The organism is Rhizobium leguminosarum bv. trifolii WSM2297 (assembly GCF_000271845.1).
In genome coordinates this window covers 3,410,895-3,429,988 of the sequence record NZ_JH719395.1, presented here as the reverse complement: position 1 = coordinate 3,429,988, position 19,094 = coordinate 3,410,895, and the positions used below count along the sequence as shown (strand labels likewise).

Genomic DNA, 19,094 nt, shown 5'->3' with positions numbered 1-19,094 from the left:
TGGCTCAAGAAAACCTTAGGGCATGACGAAATCCGGCAACCGCTCCTCAAAGGCGGTTGCCTTCCTTTTTCGGCGTATGAAGGCATCGGCCTTGCTGCAGGACAACAGATTGCTCGCATCCGGCAACGAGGCGCCGGTGGCGCCAAGGGCCGCGCGCATGGGTTTGCCGCGCGCGCGCATGCCGCACGCTTCCGTGGTGCTCTTGGCAACCATCGTCGCGATCTTCAGTCTCGTGCCGCTCGGCTTCATCGGCTGGGTGACCTATGATGTCGGTTGGGAAACGGTAAAGGCCCTGGTCTTCCGGCCGCGTGTCGGCGAACTGCTCGTCAATACGGTTCTCCTGGAATCGCTCACCATTCCGCTGTCGATCGCCCTTGCCGTGACGCTTGCCTGGCTGACCGAGCGGACCGATATTCCATTGGCCAGGCTCTGGGCCTGGCTGGCCATCGCCCCGCTCGCCGTGCCCGCCTTCGTGCACAGCTATGCCTGGGTCAGCCTCGTTCCCGGCATGCGCGGCCTGCAGAGCGGCGTCTTTGTCTCGGTGATCGCCTATTATCCGTTCCTCTACCTGCCGCTTGCCGCTGCGTTGCGCCGTCTCGATCCGGCGATCGAGGATGCGGCCGCCTCGCTTGGCCTCAATCCCTGGCGGGTCTTCTTCCGCGCCGTGCTGCCGCAGTTGAGGTTTGCCCTTTGCGGCGGTTCGCTGCTGATCGGGCTGCATCTGCTTTCGGAATACGGCCTGTTCGTGATGATCCGGTTCGACACGTTCGCGACGGCGATCGTCGACCAGTTCCAGTCCTCCTATAACAGCCCCGCCTCCAACATGCTCGGCGGCGTGCTCGTCGCCTGCTGTCTTTTTCTGCTCGGCCTCGAAGTGCTGGTGCGTGGCAACGAACGTTATGCCCGCGTCGGCTCCGGTTCGCCGCGTCCCACGGACCGCCGCCGGCTCGGCTGGTTTGTGGTGCCGGCCGTTCTGCTGCCCGCCAGCCTGGCGGTGCTGACACTCGGCGTGCCTTTGGTGACGCTTGGTCGCTGGCTCTATCTCGGCGGCGCCGAGATCTGGCGGATCGAAGTCGGCAGCGCCTTTCTGCAGACGATCGTGCTTGCCATTGCCGGCGGCGTGCTGGCGACGATTGCCGCAGCGCCGATGGCCTGGCTTTCGGTGCGCGCTCCCGGCCGCGTCCAGCGCGTGCTCGAAGCCTGCCATTATTATGTCGGCTCGCTGCCGGGTGTCGTCGTGGCGCTGGCACTGGTGACGATCACCGTGCGCCTCGTGCTGCCGCTCTACCAAACGTTTGCAACGCTGATTGTCGCCTATGTGATGCTTTTCCTGCCGCGCGCCATGGTCGGGCTGCGCGCCAGCATCGCCCAGGCGCCGGTGGAACTCGAGCGTGCCGCGATGGGCCTCGGCCGCACGCCGGGTCAGGCGGTACGGCAGATCACCATGCGGCTTGCAGCACCGGGAGCGGCCGCCAGCGTCGCGCTGGTCGCGCTTGGCATCACCAATGAGTTGACCGCGACACTGATGCTGTCGCCCAACGGCGTCGATACGCTGGCAACGAAATTCTGGTCGCTGACCAGCGAGATCGACTACGTCTCGGCCGCACCCTATGCCCTGATGATGGTCGTGCTGTCGCTGCCGCTCACCCTGACACTCTATACCCAATCGAAACGGACCGTCGGCCAATGACGCTGCTTACGATCGAAAACATCAGCAAGCGCTACGGCCCCGTACAGGCGCTGAAGGATATTTCGCTCGATGTCCCGGCGGGCAGCCGCACCGCCGTCGTCGGCCCCTCCGGTTCGGGCAAGACGACGCTGCTGCGCATCATTGCCGGGTTCGAGCAACCCGATGCCGGCAGGGTGACGCTTAGCGGTGAGGTGCTTGCCAACGGCCCGGCGGCGATGCCGGCCCATAAGCGCGGCATCGGCATCGTTTCGCAGGACGGCGCGCTGTTTCCGCACTTGAGCGTTGCCGAAAATATCGGCTTCGGTTTCGAGCGGGGGGCTGCTGATCGCGACAAGCGCATCGTCGAGCTGCTCGATATGGTCGAACTCGACCGCGGCATGCTGGTGCGGCGCCCGCATCAGCTTTCCGGCGGCCAGCAGCAGCGTGTGGCGCTGGCGCGCGCGCTCGGCCGCAAGCCGCGGCTGATGCTGCTCGACGAACCTTTCTCGGCCCTCGACACCGGGTTGCGCGAGAATATGCGCAAGGCGGTTGCGCGCGTCTTGCAGGCGGCCGGCATCACCACCATTCTCGTCACCCATGACCAGGAAGAGGCGCTGACCTTTGCCGATCAGGTCGCGGTGCTGAGAGAAGGGCGGCTGATCCAGGCAGGCTCGCCGCAATCCTTGTATCTGCATCCCAGGGATCGCGAAACGGCGCTGTTCCTCGGCGATGCCGTGCTGCTTCCCGCCATCATCCGAAACGGCCAGGCGGACTGCGCGCTCGGCCGCGTCGCCGTCGAGGGCAGTCGTCAGGGCAAGGCGGAGATCATGCTGCGGCCTGAGCAAATACGCGTCGTTGCCGATGATAGCGATCGCAGCTATGGCGGGCGTGTCGTCGAAGTTGAATTCGGCGGCGCGGTCTGCGCCGTTGCTGTTTCGCTCGATGGCGTCGCCCTGCCACCGATCCTGATCAAGACATCGAGCGTCGCGTTGCCGGCGCGAGGCGATCTCGTTCGGCTCGATATCGCCGGCAAGGCGCATGTCTTCGAAAGCTGAAGCTCTCTGTTTTATGCATGTCGTTATCCCGGAACCGCTGCACACTTCCGGGCGACATGCATTCAGTTCAGCCGAACTTGCGTACCACTTCTGCCGGCTCGATGCCTTCGAGCCAGCCGCCGGTAAAGCCTGCGCGCTCAAGCCCGAGGCGGATGACCGGCGATTGCCGCATCAGCTTCCAGATGAAGTCCGAGCGCTCGTTCTCGATCGTCATGACGACAAGACCCTGGTCGATGCCGACGGTGCGGTCGTCGACCCAGCCTTCGGGCCGCTTGGTCTTGACCGTCGGGTTGAAGCCGCCGGGGAAGCCGCCTTCCAACAGCAGGTTCGGATAGGTGGTCAGCAGCGCCTTGGTACCGTCGAGAGCCGCCTGCTTGTCATAGGGCAGGCAGGCAAGGGCCGCCCAGGGTGCGATCGTGCCGTCATCGGGCCCTAGCGGGGCGCCGCGTGCGGCATAACCCAGAACCTTCGGCTGGCGGCCGCCGCGCATGCGTCGCGTCGGCGGCGGGCCGTCGCAGGCGGAGAAACCCCAGATATTCCTGTTATAGCCGACGAACTGGCCGGGATTGCGCTCGGCATAATCACGCTGGACGTTGATGACGACCTGCGTGTTGCGGAAATAATCCCAGTCCCGCTCCGCCATCGGTCTGTCCCGAATGCCGCGGAAATCGATCCAGGCATGCGAAAAGAGATGGATGAACAGCGGCCCGGCATAGAGATAGGACTGCTCGCCGTGCAGCATCCAGGAATAACTCGACGTAAAGGCGTCGTAGCATGACTGCGGGATGGGGTGCGTCGGCGAGCCGAGCGCCAGCGCATAGAGGATGATCGCCTCGTCGAAGCCATGATAGCGCCAGCGCAGGAAGCCGGAAGAGGGCTTCCAGCCCATGCAAATCGTGTCGCCCTTGTTCAGTGCCCAACGCCAGTCGACGCGCTCGTAGATAAAGGTCGCGAGTTCACGGATTTCCGTTTCCGTTTCATCGTCTTCGCGGTTGAAATACTGCGCTGCCGTCAGGATGCCGGCGACGAGCAGCGCCGTGTCGATGGTCGAAAGCTCGCTGTTCCAGGCGCGATGGCCGGTATCCATGTGCAGGAAGTGGTAGAAGAAACCGCGATGGCCTGTGGCGTGGCGTTCCTCACCCTGGCGCGCTTCGGCGAAGAAACGCAGCGTATTGACCGTGCGTTCGGCCGCTTCCTCGCGGCTGATCCAGTGGCGTTCGACACCGACGGGATAGGAGGAAAGCGCAAAGCCGACGGCTGCGATACTCGCCGGCACGCCGCCGATCGAGGTATCGGCCACCAGACCATTTTCGGGATTGGAATATTTCAGGAAGTACTTGAACGCCGAATGCTGCAGCCTGTCGACGAGTGCTGCATCAATGTCTTCAATCCGTTGCAGCATAGGCTCCTACCCAACTGTTGCATCGCCCCATGCTCAACATGGTGGCCGTCCCCGGGCAAATCAAACCTTTTTGATTCGCAGGGATAAGAGAACACGAATGGGCGGAACTGGTCGTTAATAATTATTGGTGAAATAATATCTAGCAGAAGTCATATAAGCGGTGCAGCAAAAAAGCCACGCCGCGCCGCGCCGGCACAGCTTATCTCAGGCAATACTTGTTCCTCGTCACGCTACCGTCCGACCGCGTAGGCCTGCATGAGCCGCGGGGTCGCTGCGGCGCGCAGCAGTCCATCGGCATCGCGCCGCGCGGCGGTCAGCCGGCCGATGGTCCAGGGATCGGTGACCGTCAGCTTGTGGCCCCTGCCGGCCAGCGCATCGAGCACATCAGGGCCGAAATTCGCTTCCGCCATCAGGCTGCCGGGTTCGCGGGTGCGCGGATAGAAGGAACTCGGAAAATGGGCAGTATGAAACAGCGGCTGATCGATCGCCGCCTGCAGATTCAGCTTGTGGTGGATATGGCGCAGGAACAAGGAGAGCTGCCATTGTTCCTGCTGATCGCCGCCCGGCGTGCCGAAGGCGAGCGTCGGGCGACCCTCGTAAAGGCCGAGCGAAGGCGTCAGCGTCGTACGTGGCCGCTTTCCCGGCGAAAGCGAGGTCGGCAGGCCCGGCTTCAGCCAGAACATCTGGGCGCGGGAATTGAGGCAGAAGCCGAGGCCGGGAACGGTCGGCGAAGACTGCAGCCAGCCGCCTGAGGGTGTGACGGAGACCATGTTGCCGTCGCGGTCGATCACGTCGATATGCACGGTGTCGCCGCGCTTCTCGGAAAGATGCGCCATGGTCGGCTCGTAGACGGCGCCTGTCCTGGAATCGGCGCCAAGCATCTTCATCGTCAGATCATGCTGCGCCTCGAATCCCGGAATGATGCCGGGGCGAAGATCGAAGGAGGCGTCGGCGGCGATGAGCTTGCGTCGTTCGGTCGCATAGGTCTCCGACAGCAGGTGCGCGATGGGGACCTCGGAAAAATCTGGATCGCCGTAATAGACCTCGCGATCGGCGAAGGCGAGTTTCATCGCCTCGGTAACGGTATGGACGAAATCGGCGCCGGCCGGGTTCATCGCGGCGAGATCGAAATCCTTGAGGATCGACAGCGCCTGCAGGAAGACCGGGCCCTGGCACCAGGGACCGGTCTTGGCGATCGTCCAGCCGTGATAATCATAGGTCAGCGGCTCTTCGATCGTTGCCGACCAGTTCGCCATGTCTTTGGCGGTCAGCACGCCCTTGTGGCGGCTGCCGCTCGCGTCCGTCACTTCGGCGGTCTTCAGGTACGCATCGATCTTCTCGGCGATGAAGCCGCGATAGAAGGCATCGCGCGCTGCCTCCACCTGCGCTTCACGGCCGCCTTTTGCCTCGGCTTCGGCAATGACGCGCTTCCAGGTTTCGGCAAGCATCGGGTTCCTGAAATTCGAATACGGTTCGGGGACGCTGCCATCAGGCAGCCAGGTTCGATGCGACGTCGGCCATTCCTTTTCGAAGAAGGCAGCGAGCCCCTTGATGGTGGCGGAGACGCTCGGCAGCAGGGGATGGCCGTGCTCGGCGTAGTAGATTGCCGGTTCCAGCACGTCGCGCACGCTCATCGTGCCGTAATCGCGCAGCATCAGCATCCAGCCGTCGAAGGAGCCGGGAATGACGGTTGCAAGCAAGCCGTCGCCGGGGATCAGCGTCAGGCCTTCCCTGGTATAATGCTCGATCGTTGCGCCGGTGGGTGCGGGTCCCTGCGCCGAGATGACCTCGACCTTGTCCTTCTTCTTCGAATAGATCACCGCCGGCAGGTCGCCGCCCGGACCGCAGAGATGCGGTTCGACGATCTGCAACACGAAGCCCGTCGCCACCGCGGCATCGAAGGCGTTGCCGCCTTTTCGAGAATGCTCATGCCGACCGCCGATGCGATCCAGTGCGTCGAGCTGACGACGCCGAAGGTGCCGAGGATTTCGGGACGGGTCGTGAATGCGGTCATCGCAGATACCTTTCCGGGAAATCAGCTCTCGTTCGATCGGTCAAAGCTCAGGCCCGCGCCGAGCGCGCGGAGAGGAAGACCTGCGGTTCGAAGGCAAAATCCTTGTCGAAGGGGTAGGTCGGATGCTGTTTGCGCAGCCGCGGCAGGCGCTCGACGAACTGATCGACGACACCGGTCGACAGCGCCATCAGGTTGGGATTGGCGATCGGCGCCAGTTCCGGCGAGAGATAACCCGATTTGACGACGATGATCCTCGCCCGGTGCGGATCAAGCCCGAGCCGGGTGAAATCGACGATGTTGTGGTAGGGCCGGCGTTTGGCCGAGAGCACGAGATCGATGCCGCCGGTCGAAACCACCGCCTGGCGATCGGCCAGATCCGACGTTTCGTGCAGGAACTTGACGCTGAAGCTCGCCGTGACCGGCTTGCTGCCCTTGGAATCGAGCGAGGCGCCGACGCTGAGAGTGAGTTCCGCGCCACGGCCCGCGGCATAACAGGCTTCGGTCGCCGCCTTGTCGGCGATGCCTGCGAAGACGACTCCGGTGGCACCCCTGGCGATCAGTTCCGCCAGCACGTCGGCCCGGTCGCCGACGCCGCCGCCTGTGGGGTTGTCGCCGGATTCGGCGAGTACGACGGGGCCGGTCGGGCTTGCGATGGCTCTCACGACGCATTCCTCGACCGAGCCGGTTTCGCAGCCGAAGACGAAATCTTCGCGCACATCCCAATAGGCCCTTGCGAGACGTTTGGCTTCACGCTCCAGCACGGCGCGGTCGGTGCCGGTCATGATGGCGGCGGCGGTGGCGCGTGGTTCGTCGGCCCAGACGTAACCGACCATCAGCGATGCATCCCAGACGCCGTCGATCGCATCGATCTCGGGCAGCAGCGCATAAAGGCTCTTAGCCGGCTCATCGACGGTGCTGGTGCGCTCGCCGGGCAGCACGACCGGGATCGGCGCCCAGAGAACGACCGGCCTCACGCCCGATGTCAGGCTCTTCACCAGCATCGAGACCGAGCGGCGCATCGTCTCCTCGACATCGATATGCGGCGCCGTGCGATAGGTCGAATAGATATCGAGCGCATCGATAATGCGCTGGGTGACGTTGCCGTGCAAGTCGTAGCTGGCCGAAACCGTGCACTCCTCGCCGACGAGGGCGCGGGCCGCACAGATCCAGTCACCTTCGGCATCCTCCATGCCCTCGACATACATCGCACCGTGCATGGCGAGGTAGAGACCATCAAGCGGCAGCATCGGCTTCAGCCGCTCAAGGAATTCGCTCTTGAACGCCTCATAGGTGGCGCGCGAAACCGGACCGCCGGCAATGGCGCGGGCATGGATCGTCGGCAGGAACTCGGCGTCATAATCCCCGAGGAAAGCGAAATAGGGCGCCGCCAGCAGCGCCTCGCCGCGCACCACGCGAAAATCTTTCTCCTCGTTCAGGACGGGATTGTATGTGCTGCATTCGATATGAATGCCACCGACGGCGATGCGCATGGAAACCTCGGTTGATGTTGGGAGGAGTCAAGAAATCTTGGACGGCGATACTGGCTGCACCTTTGACCGGGACGCCCGCATCAACCCGCCAGTTGGAGTCCGCGTCGTAAGAAGGAGTTCCCGCTGCGATAAATTGAACATGAAGGTCCCGATCCGAAGGCGCACCCATTTTAACCTCGACAATAAGTTTCCAAACGAACCAATCAACCGAAATAAATTACAAACTTGATTTAGGTCCGCCGGCGAGGCGAGTCGGTGCCTGTGCGGCCAAAACGGATATGTTATACGACGATCATGGGATTCGGGGTTTTCATCCACCGCTCAGATTCGATTTATGATGACAGCCCAGCTGAGCGATATCAGTTTCCCAGCCAGTATCTCCAGCGTGTCCAAGCATGCGTTGGCGACTGGATCATCTACTATGAGCCCCGAAAGGTCGCTGAGACTCGAGGCTACTTTGCCGTGGCGAAGGTTGAGCAGGTCATTCCAGATCCTGCCACATCGGGCATGTACCTTGCGCTAATCGAGCCTGGAAGTTATCTCGACTTCGTCCGCCCTGTTCCCTTCAATGGCGTCGACGGGATCGCCGAGCGCGGTGTGCTGAACGCACAAGGTCGGATTTCTGGTCGTGCGCAGTCGGCTGTTCGCCCGATCTCGCCGGACGATTTCAGCCGTATCATTGCGCTCGGCCTTGATGAGAGCGAGCCACTACTGCCGCGCGTCGACACGAACGTGCGCCCTATGAGCTTTGAGGAAGAGCAAGCGCCGTTCCAATTGGAGCAGAGCCGCAACCGTGTGAGCTTTATCGCGTCCCGGATAGTGCGAGACCGCGTATTCCGTCAAGTCGTTCTGAACGCCTATGATAAACGCTGCGCAATTACTGGGCTCAAGCTGATCAATGGGGGAGGCCGGGCAGAGGTCGACGCAGCGCATGTTCGACCCGTCGAGGCGAACGGTCCCGATATTGTCAGCAACGGGATTGCTCTATCCGGCACTGCCCATTGGATGTTCGATCGAGGATTGATTGGTCTGACGGATGATCTGGAGATTCTGATTTCACGACAGGTCAATGATCGCGACGCAGTACGGGGCTTTATCAACAAGACCGGTCGCGCGATTGCGCCCCGGCGCGCGTTTGAACGACCGCATGCGCATTTCCTGCAATGGCACCGCGAACACTGCTTCAAGCAGTAAAAGCATCCGCCGTTATTTTTCTCTGGAATTGCAGAACGAATAAGCCAAGCCTCGACCAACAAGCGTGAGGTTGTCACTTATGTCTTAGGTAGGTTTCGCTACCTATGTCTTCGGTATGGACAAAAGAGAAACTGGAGCGGGCGAAGGGATTCGAACCCTCGACCCCAACCTTGGCAAGGTTGTGCTCTACCCCTGAGCTACACCCGCTCAATCCACATCGGTCCGGGGTAGTTGTTGGACCGTGGGCGGCGCCTTGCGGCGACGGGCGCTATATGGCCTAACGGATTTTCAAATGCAACAGGGAAATGACGAAGAGGCGAAGAAAAATTCGCAAGGTCGCATGAGGCAGGCGGAAAGGCCGCAAATGTGGGGGTGAGCGTCGGTGGCGAAGATTGCCAAACGATGTGGACGGACTTAATCAGGACGCCTCGTCTTTTCCCTTCCTGTCCAGATGGATTGCCCAATGTCCGAACATGCCCCCAAGACCCGAGAAGAATTGTTCGCCTTTCTCGATGGGCTCGGCATTGCCCACAAGACGGTCGATCATGCGCCGGTTTTCACGGTGGCCGAATCGATTGCGCTGCGCGACGAAATCCCCGGCGGCCACACCAAGAATCTCTTTATCAAGGACAAGAAGGACAGGTATTTCCTGCTGACCGTGGAGGAAAATGCCGAGGTCGACCTAAAGCAGGTGCATAATATCATCGGGGGGTCCGGCCGGGTCTCCTTCGGCAGGGCGGAGAAGATGATGGACTATCTCGGCGTCATCCCCGGCGCGGTCACCGCCTTCGGCGCGATCAACGATACGGCAGGGAATGTCACCTTCGTGCTCGATGCCGATCTGATGCGCGAGGAGATCGTCAACTGCCATCCGCTGTCCAACGATGCGACGACCTCGATTGCGAGCAGCGATCTCGTCCGTTTCATGGAGGCGACCGGACACAAGCCGCTTGTCTTGAAACTGACGTCCTGACATACGATTTTAGCGCTACAATGATGCCGGCAGGATCGGCGCGGCGGGAGATACCTATGAGCGGCAGCGACAACCCCTATAACGGTTCCTTCGGAAATCAGATGACGGCGACGACAAGCTTCGGCGCTACGCCGGCACCCGCGGCTGCGGCTGCGGCCGGCAGTTTCATCACCGACACGACGACCGCGAATTTCGGCAAGGACGTCATCGAGGAATCGCGCAAGCAGCCGGTGCTGGTCGATTTCTGGGCGCCCTGGTGCGGCCCGTGCAAGCAGCTGACGCCGGTCTTGGAGAAGGTGGTCAACGAAGCCAACGGTCGCGTCCGGCTGGTCAAGATGAACATCGACGACCATCCCTCGATCGCCGGCCAGCTTGGTATCCAGTCGATCCCCGCCGTCATCGCCTTCGTCAACGGCCGCCCCGCCGACGGCTTCATGGGCGCGGTGCCGGAAAGCCAGATCCAGCAGTTCATCGACCGGATCGCCGGCCCGGCCGGCGCCGACGAGGCGGCCGAGATCGAGGCCGTGCTGACCGAAGCGGCAGAATTGCTGGCCGCCGGCAATATCAATGAGGCCGCTCAGCTCTACGCCGCCGTGATGCAGGCCGATCCCGAAAACGCCAAGGCGATTGCCGGAATGGCGGAATGCATGATTGCCGCAAACCAGCATGAGCGGGCGCGCGAAACCCTGGCTGATCTGCCGGAAGAGCTGGCGAAGGACGCCGGCATCCAGGCGGTGCTGAAAAAGCTCGAGCAGATCGAGGAGGCCCGCAAGCTCGGCGATCCCGTTGCGCTCGAACGCGACCTTGCCAGCAATCCCGACGACCACGAGGCGCGGCTGAAGCTTGCCAAGATCCTCAATGTCGAAGGCCGGCGCGACGAAGCGGCCGAGCATCTGCTGCTGATCATGCGCAAGGACCGCGCCTTTGACGATGACGGCGCCCGCCGCCAGCTGCTGCAGTTCTTCGAGGTCTGGGGTTTCAAGGATCCGGCGACGGTTTCGGCCCGGCGCAAGCTTTCGGCGATGCTGTTCTCGTAACCGCGCGCCCCCCCATTCCGGCCGAGATGCATTAAGTTTCGAATATCTGCCCTTGCGTTTTTGGACGAGGGCACCACATTCTCGTGAGGACGGGCATGCCCGTTACAAGAATGCGGGACGGTTTCATGCAAGTCGGGAATGCCAGATACCTGAAACCGGGCGATCTGCCTGATACGATCGCCGTCTTCCCCCTGACCGGTGCCCTGCTTCTGCCGGCCGGACAGCTTCCGCTCAACATTTTCGAGCCGCGTTATCTGGCGATGCTGGATGCTGCACTGACGGGAAACCGGCTGATCGGCATGGTCCAGCCGGCGCTCGGCGAACATGAGGACAAGGGCGGCGATCCCCACCTTGCCGCTGTCGGCTGCCTCGGCCGCATCACCTCCTTCGCCGAAACCGGCGATGGGCGTTATATCGTGTCGCTGACCGGCGTCTGCCGCTTTCGGCTGCTGGAGGAGAAAGCCACCAGCGATCCCTTCCGCACCTTTCGTATCGCCCCGTTCATCGCTGATCTCTCGGCCGCGAACGAGGAGGAGGCGGTCGACCGCGCCGCACTTCTGACCGCCTTCAAGGCCTATCTCGATGCGAACAAGCTGGAAGCCGACTGGGAGAGCGTCGAGCGGGCGAGCAATCTGACGCTAGTCAATTCGCTGGCGATGATGTCGCCGTTCGGACCGGCCGAAAAACAGGCGCTGCTGGAGGCGCCCGATTTGAAGACGCGGGCCGAAACGCTGATCGCCATTACCGAGATCGTGCTGGCGCGGGTCTTCGGTGACTCAGACACGGTTCTGCAGTAGACTTCGGCCATGGACGAAAAACTCAGCCGCGTCGATCCGAAACTGCTCGAACTTCTGGTCTGCCCGCTCTCCAAGGGCCGGCTTTCCTATGATCGCGAACACAATGAATTGGTTTCGGAAAAGGCGCAGCTCGCCTATCCGATCCGCGACGGCATTCCGATCATGCTGGTCTCCGAAGCCCGTCGCCTCGACGAATGACGCCTTTTTAGAACGCCTTTAAATCGTCTGTCCGGCCAGCAGGCGCGGATTGTCCTTTGCCGTCGTCCCGGCCGCCTGGCTGATGAAGAAGGATTTGAGGCGCGGCAGCCGGTCGACGATGCCGAGGCCGACGTCGCGGGCGATGCGGATCGGCGTTGCGTCGTTGGAGAACAACCGGTTCAGCACGTCGGTGGTCATGCCCATCCGGAACGTGTCGAAGCGCCGCCAGGTCTGGTATCGCTCGAGAATATTGATCGAGCCGATATCGAGGCCGAGGCGATCGGCCTCGACAATCGTTTCGGCAAGCGCCGCCACATCCTTGAAGCCGAGATTGAGGCCCTGGCCTGAGATCGGGTGAATGCCGTGGGCGGCGTCGCCGGCCAAAGCAAAACGTGGTGCGACGAAGGCGCGGGCGAGCGTCAGGCCGAGCGGGAAGGCGCGCTTGTCGCCGATCACCTTCAGCGCCCCGAGCTTGTGGCCGAAGCGGCGTTCGAGCTCTTCCTCGAATATGAGATCGTCGGCGGCGACAAGCCGGTCGGCATCATGCGTGCGCTCCGTCCAGACCAGCGAGGAGCGGTTGTTCTTGAGCGGCAGAATGGCGAAAGGGCCGGCCGGCAGAAAATGCTCTTCGGCGCAGCCCTCATGCGGCCGCTCGTGTTCGACGGTCGCAACGATGCCGGACTGGCCGTAATCCCAGGTGACGGTCTTGATGCCGGCGAGATCGCGCAGCGTCGAGCGCACGCCGTCGCAGGCAACCAGCAGCCGGCTCTCCAGTGTGCTGCCGTCCGAAAGCGTCACGGTGACATGGGTGTCGTCGGTCTTCAGTTCGGTGGCGCCAAGCCCGTGGCTGATCTCGATGCCGAGCCGGTCGCAAACGCCGCGCAGTGCTGCAACCATCGCGACATTCGGGATCATATGGGCGAAGGGCCGGCCTTCGGCCACTTCGCCGTCGAAGGTCAGAAAGACCGGACGCACCGGATCGGAGGTCCTGGAGTCGGTGACGATCATCTTGGTGATCGGCTGGGCTTCCGGCTCGATCTCGTTCCAGATGCCGAAGACTTCGAGCATCTTTGCCGCTGCCGCGATCACGGCTGAAGCGCGCGTATCGTTTTTCCAGACATGCTCGGGGGCGGCCTCGACAACGGCGACATTCAGATGCGGTGCCGCCTGCTTGACCGCGACAGCGGCGGAAAGGCCGACATAACCCCCGCCCACAACCAGCATATCAAGCATCGCGCCGCTCCCGTACCTTGTGCCTCAGATGTGATCTATATAGTTCATCGCCACTTCACTTCCTACCGCCAGGAGTCATACAAAATGACGCGCGAGACATCAGGGCCTTCGGCAATGGAGACACTGCTTTCGACGCTCGATCTGGAGCCGATCGAGGTCGACATTTTTCGCGGCCGCAGCCCGCAGGCCGGGTGGCAGCGGGTCTTCGGCGGCCAGGTGATCGGCCAGGCGCTGATGGCGGCGCAGCGCACCATCGAGGGCGAGCGTTTCGTGCATTCGCTGCATGCCTATTTCATGCGGCCCGGCGACCCCTCGGTGCCGATCATCTACCAGGCGGAGCGCATTCGCGATGGATCGAGCTTCAATACGCGGCGCGTCGTCGCCATCCAGCACGGCAAAGCGATTTTCACGCTGTCGGCCTCCTTCCAGGTGGAGGAGCCGGGTTTCGACCACCAGATCGCAATGCCTGCGGTCGATATGCCGGAAGCGCTGCTCGGCGAACAGCAGATCAAGGAGCAGTATCTGACGCATGCGCCAGAGGCGATCCGAAAATACTGGCAGCGCGAGCGGCCGATCGAGATCCGTCCCGTCTCGCTGACACATTATTTTTCCGACAAGAAGCTCGACCCCAAACAGGACGTCTGGGTGCGGGCCACCGGCCCGGTTCCCAACGACCGGCTCTATCAGGCGGCAGTGCTTGCCTATCTCTCCGATATGACGCTGCTCGATACCTCGCTCTATGCACACGGCACCTCGATCTTCGACCAGAGCCTGCAGGTGGCAAGCCTTGATCATTCCATGTGGTTCCACAGACCCTGCAAACTCGACGACTGGTTGCTCTATACCCAGGACAGCCCCTCGGCTTCGGGTGCCAGAGGGCTGACCCGGGGCAGCCTCTTTACCCGATCGGGTGAGCTGATCGCCTCTGTCGCGCAGGAAGGTCTGATTCGGAAAAAGGCAAATGAATAAATAATAGGCATATTTGCAAATTTGCGCTTTATTTGTGCGCTTATCGGTCGGTCATTTGCCTGTTTATTGGCACTAATTAATATAATTGTTATATTTCAACAAGTTATGGAGTGCATCGAATCTGGCACGTCCCTTGAATGTACAGTGCCGGTCGCTGTTCAGGAACGTCAGCGGCAAGGAGAGTCGGCTCCGCGCCGAGGATAACGAAGGATGGGAAACCAGATGAAAATTGTGATGGCTATTATCAAGCCGTTCAAGCTCGATGAGGTCCGCGAAGCTCTTACAGCGATCGGCATTCAGGGGCTGACCGTGACCGAAGTGAAGGGCTACGGGCGCCAGAAGGGGCATACCGAAATCTATCGCGGTACCGAATATGCGGTCAGCTTCCTGCCGAAGCTGAAGATCGAGATCGCCGTTGCATCGGAACTCGTCGACAGGGCGGTCGAGGCCATCGCGGCATCGGCCAAGACCGGTCAGATCGGCGACGGTAAGATTTTCGTCTATTCGATCGATCATGCCGTGCGCATCCGTACGGGCGAAACCGATTCAGAAGCGCTGTAAGAACGGCAGATCAAGGAGCTTTATCCAATGTCAATTTCGAAGTTTTCTTCCAGCTTTGCGCTGATGGGCGCAGCTTCTGCCGCGCTTCTGGCGCCGGCCGTCGCTTTCGCGCAGGAGGCTGCGCCAGCCGCTGCCGCTGCCGCTGCTCCTGCTTTCACCATGGACAAGGGTGACAATACCTGGATGCTCGTCTCCTCGGCGCTCGTCCTGCTGATGACCATCCCCGGCCTGGCGCTTTTCTACGGCGGTCTCGTCCGCGCCAAGAACATGCTCTCCGTGCTGATGCAGGTCTTCATGATCACCGCCGTCGTGGCGCTGATCTGGGTGACCTACGGCTATTCGCTCGCCTTTACCGACGGCGGCTCGCTGAACAGCTTCGTCGGCGGCTTCTCCAAGGCGTTCCTCGCCGGCGTCAACACTTCGTCGCTCGCCGAGACCTTCTCGAAGGGCGTCGCCATTCCGGAATACACCTTCATCGTCTTCCAGATGACCTTCGCCTGCATCACGCCCGGCCTGATCGTCGGCGCATTCGCCGAACGCGTCAAGTTCTCGGCCGTCATGCTCTTCGTCGTGCTCTGGGTCACCTTCATCTACTTCCCGATGGCGCATATGGTCTGGTTCTGGGGCGGTCCGAGCTCCTACACCTCGCCGGCTGGCCTGATCTTCTCCTATGGCGCAATCGACTTCGCCGGCGGCACGGTCGTCCACATCAATGCCGGTATTGCCGGTCTCGTCGGCGCCATCATGCTCGGCAAGCGCACGGGCTATAAGAAGGAAATCATGGCTCCGCATTCGATGACGCTGACCATGGTCGGCGCCTCGCTGCTCTGGGTCGGCTGGTTCGGCTTCAACGCCGGCTCCAACCTCGAAGCCAATGCCTACGCCTCGCTTGCCTTTATCAACACCTTCGTCGCGACGGCTGCCGCCGCCGTGTCCTGGTGCATTGTCGAAAGCCTCACCCGCGGTAAGGCCTCGATGCTTGGTGGCGCTTCCGGTGCGGTTGCCGGTCTCGTTGCCATCACCCCGGCCGCAGGTTTTGCCGGCCCGATGGGCTCGATCGTTCTCGGCCTCATCGTCTCGCCGGTCTGCTACTTCTTCGTCGACGTCGTGAAGAACAAGTTCAACTACGACGACAGCCTCGACGTCTTCGGCGTGCATTGCGTCGGCGGTATCATCGGCGCTCTCGGCACCGGTATCCTCGTCAACCCGGCTCTCGGCGGTGCAGGCATCGTCGATTATTCGACGGCCGATTTCGCTGCCTCCTATGCCGGCACGGCAACCCAGGTGCTCGCCCAGGCCAAGGGCGTGCTGACGACGCTGCTGTGGTCGGGCATCGGCTCGGCGATCCTCTACAAGATCGTCGACGTCGTCATCGGCCTGCGTGTCAGCGTCGAAGCCGAGCGCGAAGGTCTCGACCTTTCGACCCACGGCGAAGCTGCCTACCACTCTTCTTGATCACAGGGTTTGCGGCGCCCGGCACAAGGGCGCCGCTTCACGGCCCGTCGCGGCCTATCTAGAGCTTTTCCGGGTTAGACCCGGAAAAGCTGCCATAGACCGCATTTGGCCCGGACTTTTCAAAGTTCGGGCCTTTTTTCATTTCCCTGTCCGGAATGCACGCCCAAGCATGCATGGTTAACATCACTTTAACCCGGCTCTGATTAGGTAGAGCGGACGCATTTTGGCATGGCGAAGCTTCGGTGATTCGCATGCCCTCAGGCATTGGACGGGTTAGACACATGGCAAGAAGCACGTCGCCGGCGATGGATGGCCGTCCGGATCGGTTCTCCTTCTCGGCATTCATGCTGCGGCAGATCCAGGCGCTCATCGGCTTTGCGATCTTTCTGCTGCTGGCACTCTGCGTGGCGGCGCTGGCGACCTGGAACGTCGCGGATCCGAGCTATTCCTATGCCACGGCCAACCTGCCGACAAATATCCTCGGTTACAGCGGCGCTGCCTTTGCCGATATCGTCATGCAGTTCCTCGGCCTTGCCAGCGTCGTTTCGATGCTGCCGATCGTCGCCTGGGCGCTGACGCTGATCTCGGGCCGTCGCTTCAGCCGCATTCCCGCCCGTGCCGGGGCCTGGCTTGCCGGCACGGTGCTATCCTGCGCCGTGATCGGCTGTTTTCCGCCACCGCTCACCTGGCCGATCCCGAACGGCATCGGCGGCGTCGTCGGCGATATGATCCTGCGTTTTCCTGCGCTCTTCGTCGGCGCCTATCCCACCGGCACATTCGCCATGGTCGTCGGCTGCATCTTTGCGGCACCGACCGCCTGGATGATGCTGTTTGCGTCGGGCCTCGTCGGCCGCAGCGATGCCGAGGAGGAGATCGAGGAAGATTACGTCGATAGAACAAGCAAGGCCCGCGTCGTCGGAGACGAGGACGAGGACGACGAGTCGCGCTGGGTCGCTCTCAGCGGTGCGATGACACATGCCTGGTACATGAGCCAAGGCCGGCTGCGCCGGCTCTTCGGCATGGGGCCGCGCAAGCGCCGCCAGGGTGATTTCGAATCCCCCTATGATTTCAACGATGACGAGTTCGGGACGCTGAACGAACCGGTGCGCGCCAAGGCGTCCACCGTCCGCGGCGAGCGGATGGAGCCGTCGATGGAGACGCGGGCGACTTCGCCGCGGCGCATCGTCTCTGCGCCGTCGCTGTCTGTCGATGACGAGGATGACGACGACGATCTGCCCTTCGATGCCGACATGCCGCCGCGCCCGGCCGATATCCTGCCCGACGATGATGACGACGACTGGATGATCCGCGCACCGGCAAAGGCTGCCGGCAAGCCGGAACCGCGCGTCGTACCCGTGGTCGCGCGTCCGAAGCCCAGCGCCCGCATCGAGCGCGAGGCGCAGGGCTCGTTCATCCGCCCAGAGGGTTTCCAGCTTCCCTCGATGCATCTGCTTGCCGAACCGCGGAATGTCGTGCGCGACTCCACGCTTTCAGCCGATGCGCTGGAGCAGAACGCCCGCATGCTCGAAGGCGTGCTCGAGGATTTCGGCGTCAAGGGCGAGATCATCCATGTCCGCCCCGGCCCCGTCGTCACACTCTATGAACTGGAGCCGGCGCCCGGCATCAAGTCGTCGCGCGTCATCGGCCTTGCCGACGACATCGCCCGCTCGATGAGCGCCATTGCCGCCCGCGTCGCCGTCGTGCCCGGCCGCAACGCGATCGGCATCGAATTGCCGAACCAGACGCGCGAGACCGTCTACCTGCGTGAACTTATCGCCTCCCGCGACTTCGAAGGTAGCAAGGCAAAACTCGCCATGGCGCTCGGCAAGACGATCGGCGGCGAAGCCGTCATCGCCGATCTCGCCAAGATGCCGCATCTGCTCGTCGCCGGTACCACCGGCTCGGGCAAATCGGTCGCCATCAACACGATGATCCTGTCGCTGCTCTACCGCATGACGCCGGAACAATGCCGACTGATCATGATCGACCCGAAGATGCTCGAACTTTCCGTCTATGACGGCATTCCGCATCTGCTTTCGCCTGTCGTCACCGATCCGAAAAAGGCCGTCGTCGCGCTGAAATGGACCGTGCGCGAGATGGAAGAGCGCTACAAGAAGATGTCGAAGATCGGCGTGCGCAACATCGACGGCTTCAACACCCGCGTCGAGCAGGCCTTGTCGAAGGGCGAGGCGATCTCGCGCACGGTGCAGACCGGCTTCGATCGCCATACCGGCGAGGCAATGTACGAGACAGAAGAATTCGACCTCAGGCCGATGCCCTATATCGTCGTCATCATCGACGAGATGGCCGATTTGATGATGGTCGCCGGCAAGGATATCGAAGGCGCCGTGCAGCGCCTGGCGCAGATGGCGCGCGCGGCCGGCATCCACGTGATCATGGCGACACAGCGCCCCTCGGTCGACGTCATCACCGGCACGATCAAGGCGAACTTCCCGACCCGAATCTCCTTCCAGGTGACCTCGAAGATCGACAGCCGCACCATTCTCGGCGAACAGGGCGCAGAACAGCTGCTCGGCATGGGCGACATGCTCTACATGGCGGGCGGCGGACGTATCCAGCGCGTGCACGGCCCGTTCGTCTCGGATGTCGAGGTGGAAGAGATCGTCTCCTACCTGAAGAGCCAGGGCTCGCCGCAATATCTCGATGCGATCACCGCCGATGACGACGAGGATGGCGATTACGGCGGCGGCGGCCCGGCCGGCACGTCGAACCTTTCGGATTCGGAAGATCCTTACGATCAGGCCGTCGCCATCGTGCTGCGTGACGGCAAGGCTTCGACCTCCTATGTCCAGCGCCGGCTCGGTATCGGCTACAACCGGGCCGCCTCGCTCATTGAGCGGATGGAAAAGGAAGGCATCATCGGGCCGGCCAACCATGCCGGCAAACGCGAAATTCTCGTTCCCACCGAAGGCGACATCCTCGACCGCTGAAATAATCGGCATATATTTCCCATGAGGACCGCTTTTGCGGAAACCTGACGGCAGACAAGCCGTTAGCTTTCGCGGGGCCGATCGCAACGCCTTGAA

At 62.1% G+C, this 19,094-nt stretch carries 14 protein-coding genes, 1 tRNA gene and 1 pseudogene; 11 read left to right on the top strand and 5 right to left on the bottom strand.

Annotated elements, in window-relative coordinates; all coding sequences use genetic code 11:
- Positions 1 to 22: 22 nt before the first annotated feature.
- Both RLEG4DRAFT_RS31850 and RLEG4DRAFT_RS31845 read left to right on the top strand, forming a co-directional pair.
- Entirely contained in the window at positions 23 to 1,690 is a 1,668-nt protein-coding gene (locus RLEG4DRAFT_RS31850; RefSeq protein WP_003582992.1) for an ABC transporter permease, read from the top strand.
- Positions 1,687 to 2,724 (top strand): ABC transporter ATP-binding protein, encoded by a 1,038-nt coding sequence (locus RLEG4DRAFT_RS31845; RefSeq protein ID WP_003582990.1) that lies wholly within the window; start codon positions 1,687 to 1,689, stop codon positions 2,722 to 2,724. The genes RLEG4DRAFT_RS31850 and RLEG4DRAFT_RS31845 overlap by 4 nt, the downstream gene beginning before the upstream one ends.
- Positions 2,725 to 2,791: 67 nt before the next feature.
- On the opposite strand, the gene RLEG4DRAFT_RS31840 is transcribed toward RLEG4DRAFT_RS31845, so the two are convergent.
- The 3 genes and pseudogenes from RLEG4DRAFT_RS31840 to RLEG4DRAFT_RS31830 form a co-directional block, all read right to left on the bottom strand.
- A complete protein-coding gene (locus RLEG4DRAFT_RS31840) occupies positions 2,792 to 4,126 on the bottom strand; it encodes a glucoamylase family protein (protein ID WP_003582988.1) in 1,335 nt (444 codons plus the stop codon).
- A 230-nt stretch (positions 4,127 to 4,356) separates the two neighbouring features.
- A pseudogene (locus tag RLEG4DRAFT_RS31835) lies at positions 4,357 to 6,140 on the bottom strand (gamma-glutamyltransferase family protein).
- Between the two features lie 47 nt (positions 6,141 to 6,187).
- On the bottom strand, positions 6,188 to 7,630 hold the full coding sequence (locus RLEG4DRAFT_RS31830) for a M81 family metallopeptidase (protein ID WP_003582984.1): 1,443 nt from the start codon (positions 7,628 to 7,630) through the stop codon (positions 6,188 to 6,190).
- Between the two features lie 294 nt (positions 7,631 to 7,924).
- On the opposite strand from RLEG4DRAFT_RS31830, the gene RLEG4DRAFT_RS31825 reads away from it, so the two are divergent.
- Positions 7,925 to 8,824, top strand: a complete 900-nt coding sequence (locus tag RLEG4DRAFT_RS31825) for an HNH endonuclease (protein ID WP_037094435.1) — start codon at positions 7,925 to 7,927, stop codon at positions 8,822 to 8,824.
- Positions 8,825 to 8,956: 132 nt separating this feature from the next.
- On the opposite strand, the gene RLEG4DRAFT_RS31820 is transcribed toward RLEG4DRAFT_RS31825, so the two are convergent.
- Positions 8,957 to 9,031, bottom strand: a tRNA-Gly gene (locus RLEG4DRAFT_RS31820).
- A 256-nt stretch (positions 9,032 to 9,287) separates the two neighbouring features.
- On the opposite strand from RLEG4DRAFT_RS31820, the gene RLEG4DRAFT_RS31815 reads away from it, so the two are divergent.
- From RLEG4DRAFT_RS31815 to RLEG4DRAFT_RS31800, 4 genes are all read left to right on the top strand, one after another.
- Positions 9,288 to 9,797, top strand: a complete 510-nt coding sequence (locus RLEG4DRAFT_RS31815; RefSeq protein WP_003582981.1) for a prolyl-tRNA synthetase associated domain-containing protein — start codon at positions 9,288 to 9,290, stop codon at positions 9,795 to 9,797.
- A gap of 56 nt (positions 9,798 to 9,853) precedes the next feature.
- Positions 9,854 to 10,834 (top strand): thioredoxin, encoded by a 981-nt coding sequence (gene trxA, locus RLEG4DRAFT_RS31810; RefSeq protein ID WP_003582979.1) that lies wholly within the window; start codon positions 9,854 to 9,856, stop codon positions 10,832 to 10,834.
- Positions 10,835 to 10,944: 110 nt separating this feature from the next.
- Positions 10,945 to 11,631 (top strand): LON peptidase substrate-binding domain-containing protein, encoded by a 687-nt coding sequence (locus RLEG4DRAFT_RS31805; protein ID WP_171898278.1) that lies wholly within the window; start codon positions 10,945 to 10,947, stop codon positions 11,629 to 11,631.
- A 9-nt stretch (positions 11,632 to 11,640) separates the two neighbouring features.
- The gene (locus RLEG4DRAFT_RS31800; protein ID WP_003567459.1) at positions 11,641 to 11,829 is read left to right on the top strand and encodes a Trm112 family protein; all 189 of its coding nucleotides are present in this window, start codon (positions 11,641 to 11,643) and stop codon (positions 11,827 to 11,829) included.
- Between the two features lie 18 nt (positions 11,830 to 11,847).
- Here the strand turns inward: RLEG4DRAFT_RS31800 and RLEG4DRAFT_RS31795 are convergent, their stop codons facing one another.
- On the bottom strand, positions 11,848 to 13,062 hold the full coding sequence (locus tag RLEG4DRAFT_RS31795) for a ubiquinone biosynthesis hydroxylase (protein WP_003582976.1): 1,215 nt from the start codon (positions 13,060 to 13,062) through the stop codon (positions 11,848 to 11,850).
- Positions 13,063 to 13,146: 84 nt separating this feature from the next.
- Between RLEG4DRAFT_RS31795 and tesB the strand changes: the two genes are divergently transcribed.
- From tesB to RLEG4DRAFT_RS31775, 4 genes are all read left to right on the top strand, one after another.
- Positions 13,147 to 14,031, top strand: coding sequence for an acyl-CoA thioesterase II (tesB, locus tag RLEG4DRAFT_RS31790; RefSeq protein WP_003582975.1), 885 nt, complete (start codon positions 13,147 to 13,149; stop codon positions 14,029 to 14,031).
- Between the two features lie 210 nt (positions 14,032 to 14,241).
- Positions 14,242 to 14,592 (top strand): P-II family nitrogen regulator, encoded by a 351-nt coding sequence (locus RLEG4DRAFT_RS31785; RefSeq protein WP_003543684.1) that lies wholly within the window; start codon positions 14,242 to 14,244, stop codon positions 14,590 to 14,592.
- A 27-nt stretch (positions 14,593 to 14,619) separates the two neighbouring features.
- The gene (locus tag RLEG4DRAFT_RS31780; protein ID WP_003582973.1) at positions 14,620 to 16,047 is read left to right on the top strand and encodes an ammonium transporter; all 1,428 of its coding nucleotides are present in this window, start codon (positions 14,620 to 14,622) and stop codon (positions 16,045 to 16,047) included.
- A 281-nt stretch (positions 16,048 to 16,328) separates the two neighbouring features.
- On the top strand, positions 16,329 to 18,998 hold the full coding sequence (locus RLEG4DRAFT_RS31775) for an FtsK/SpoIIIE family DNA translocase (protein ID WP_003582971.1): 2,670 nt from the start codon (positions 16,329 to 16,331) through the stop codon (positions 18,996 to 18,998).
- The last annotated feature ends 96 nt before the right edge of the window (positions 18,999 to 19,094 follow it).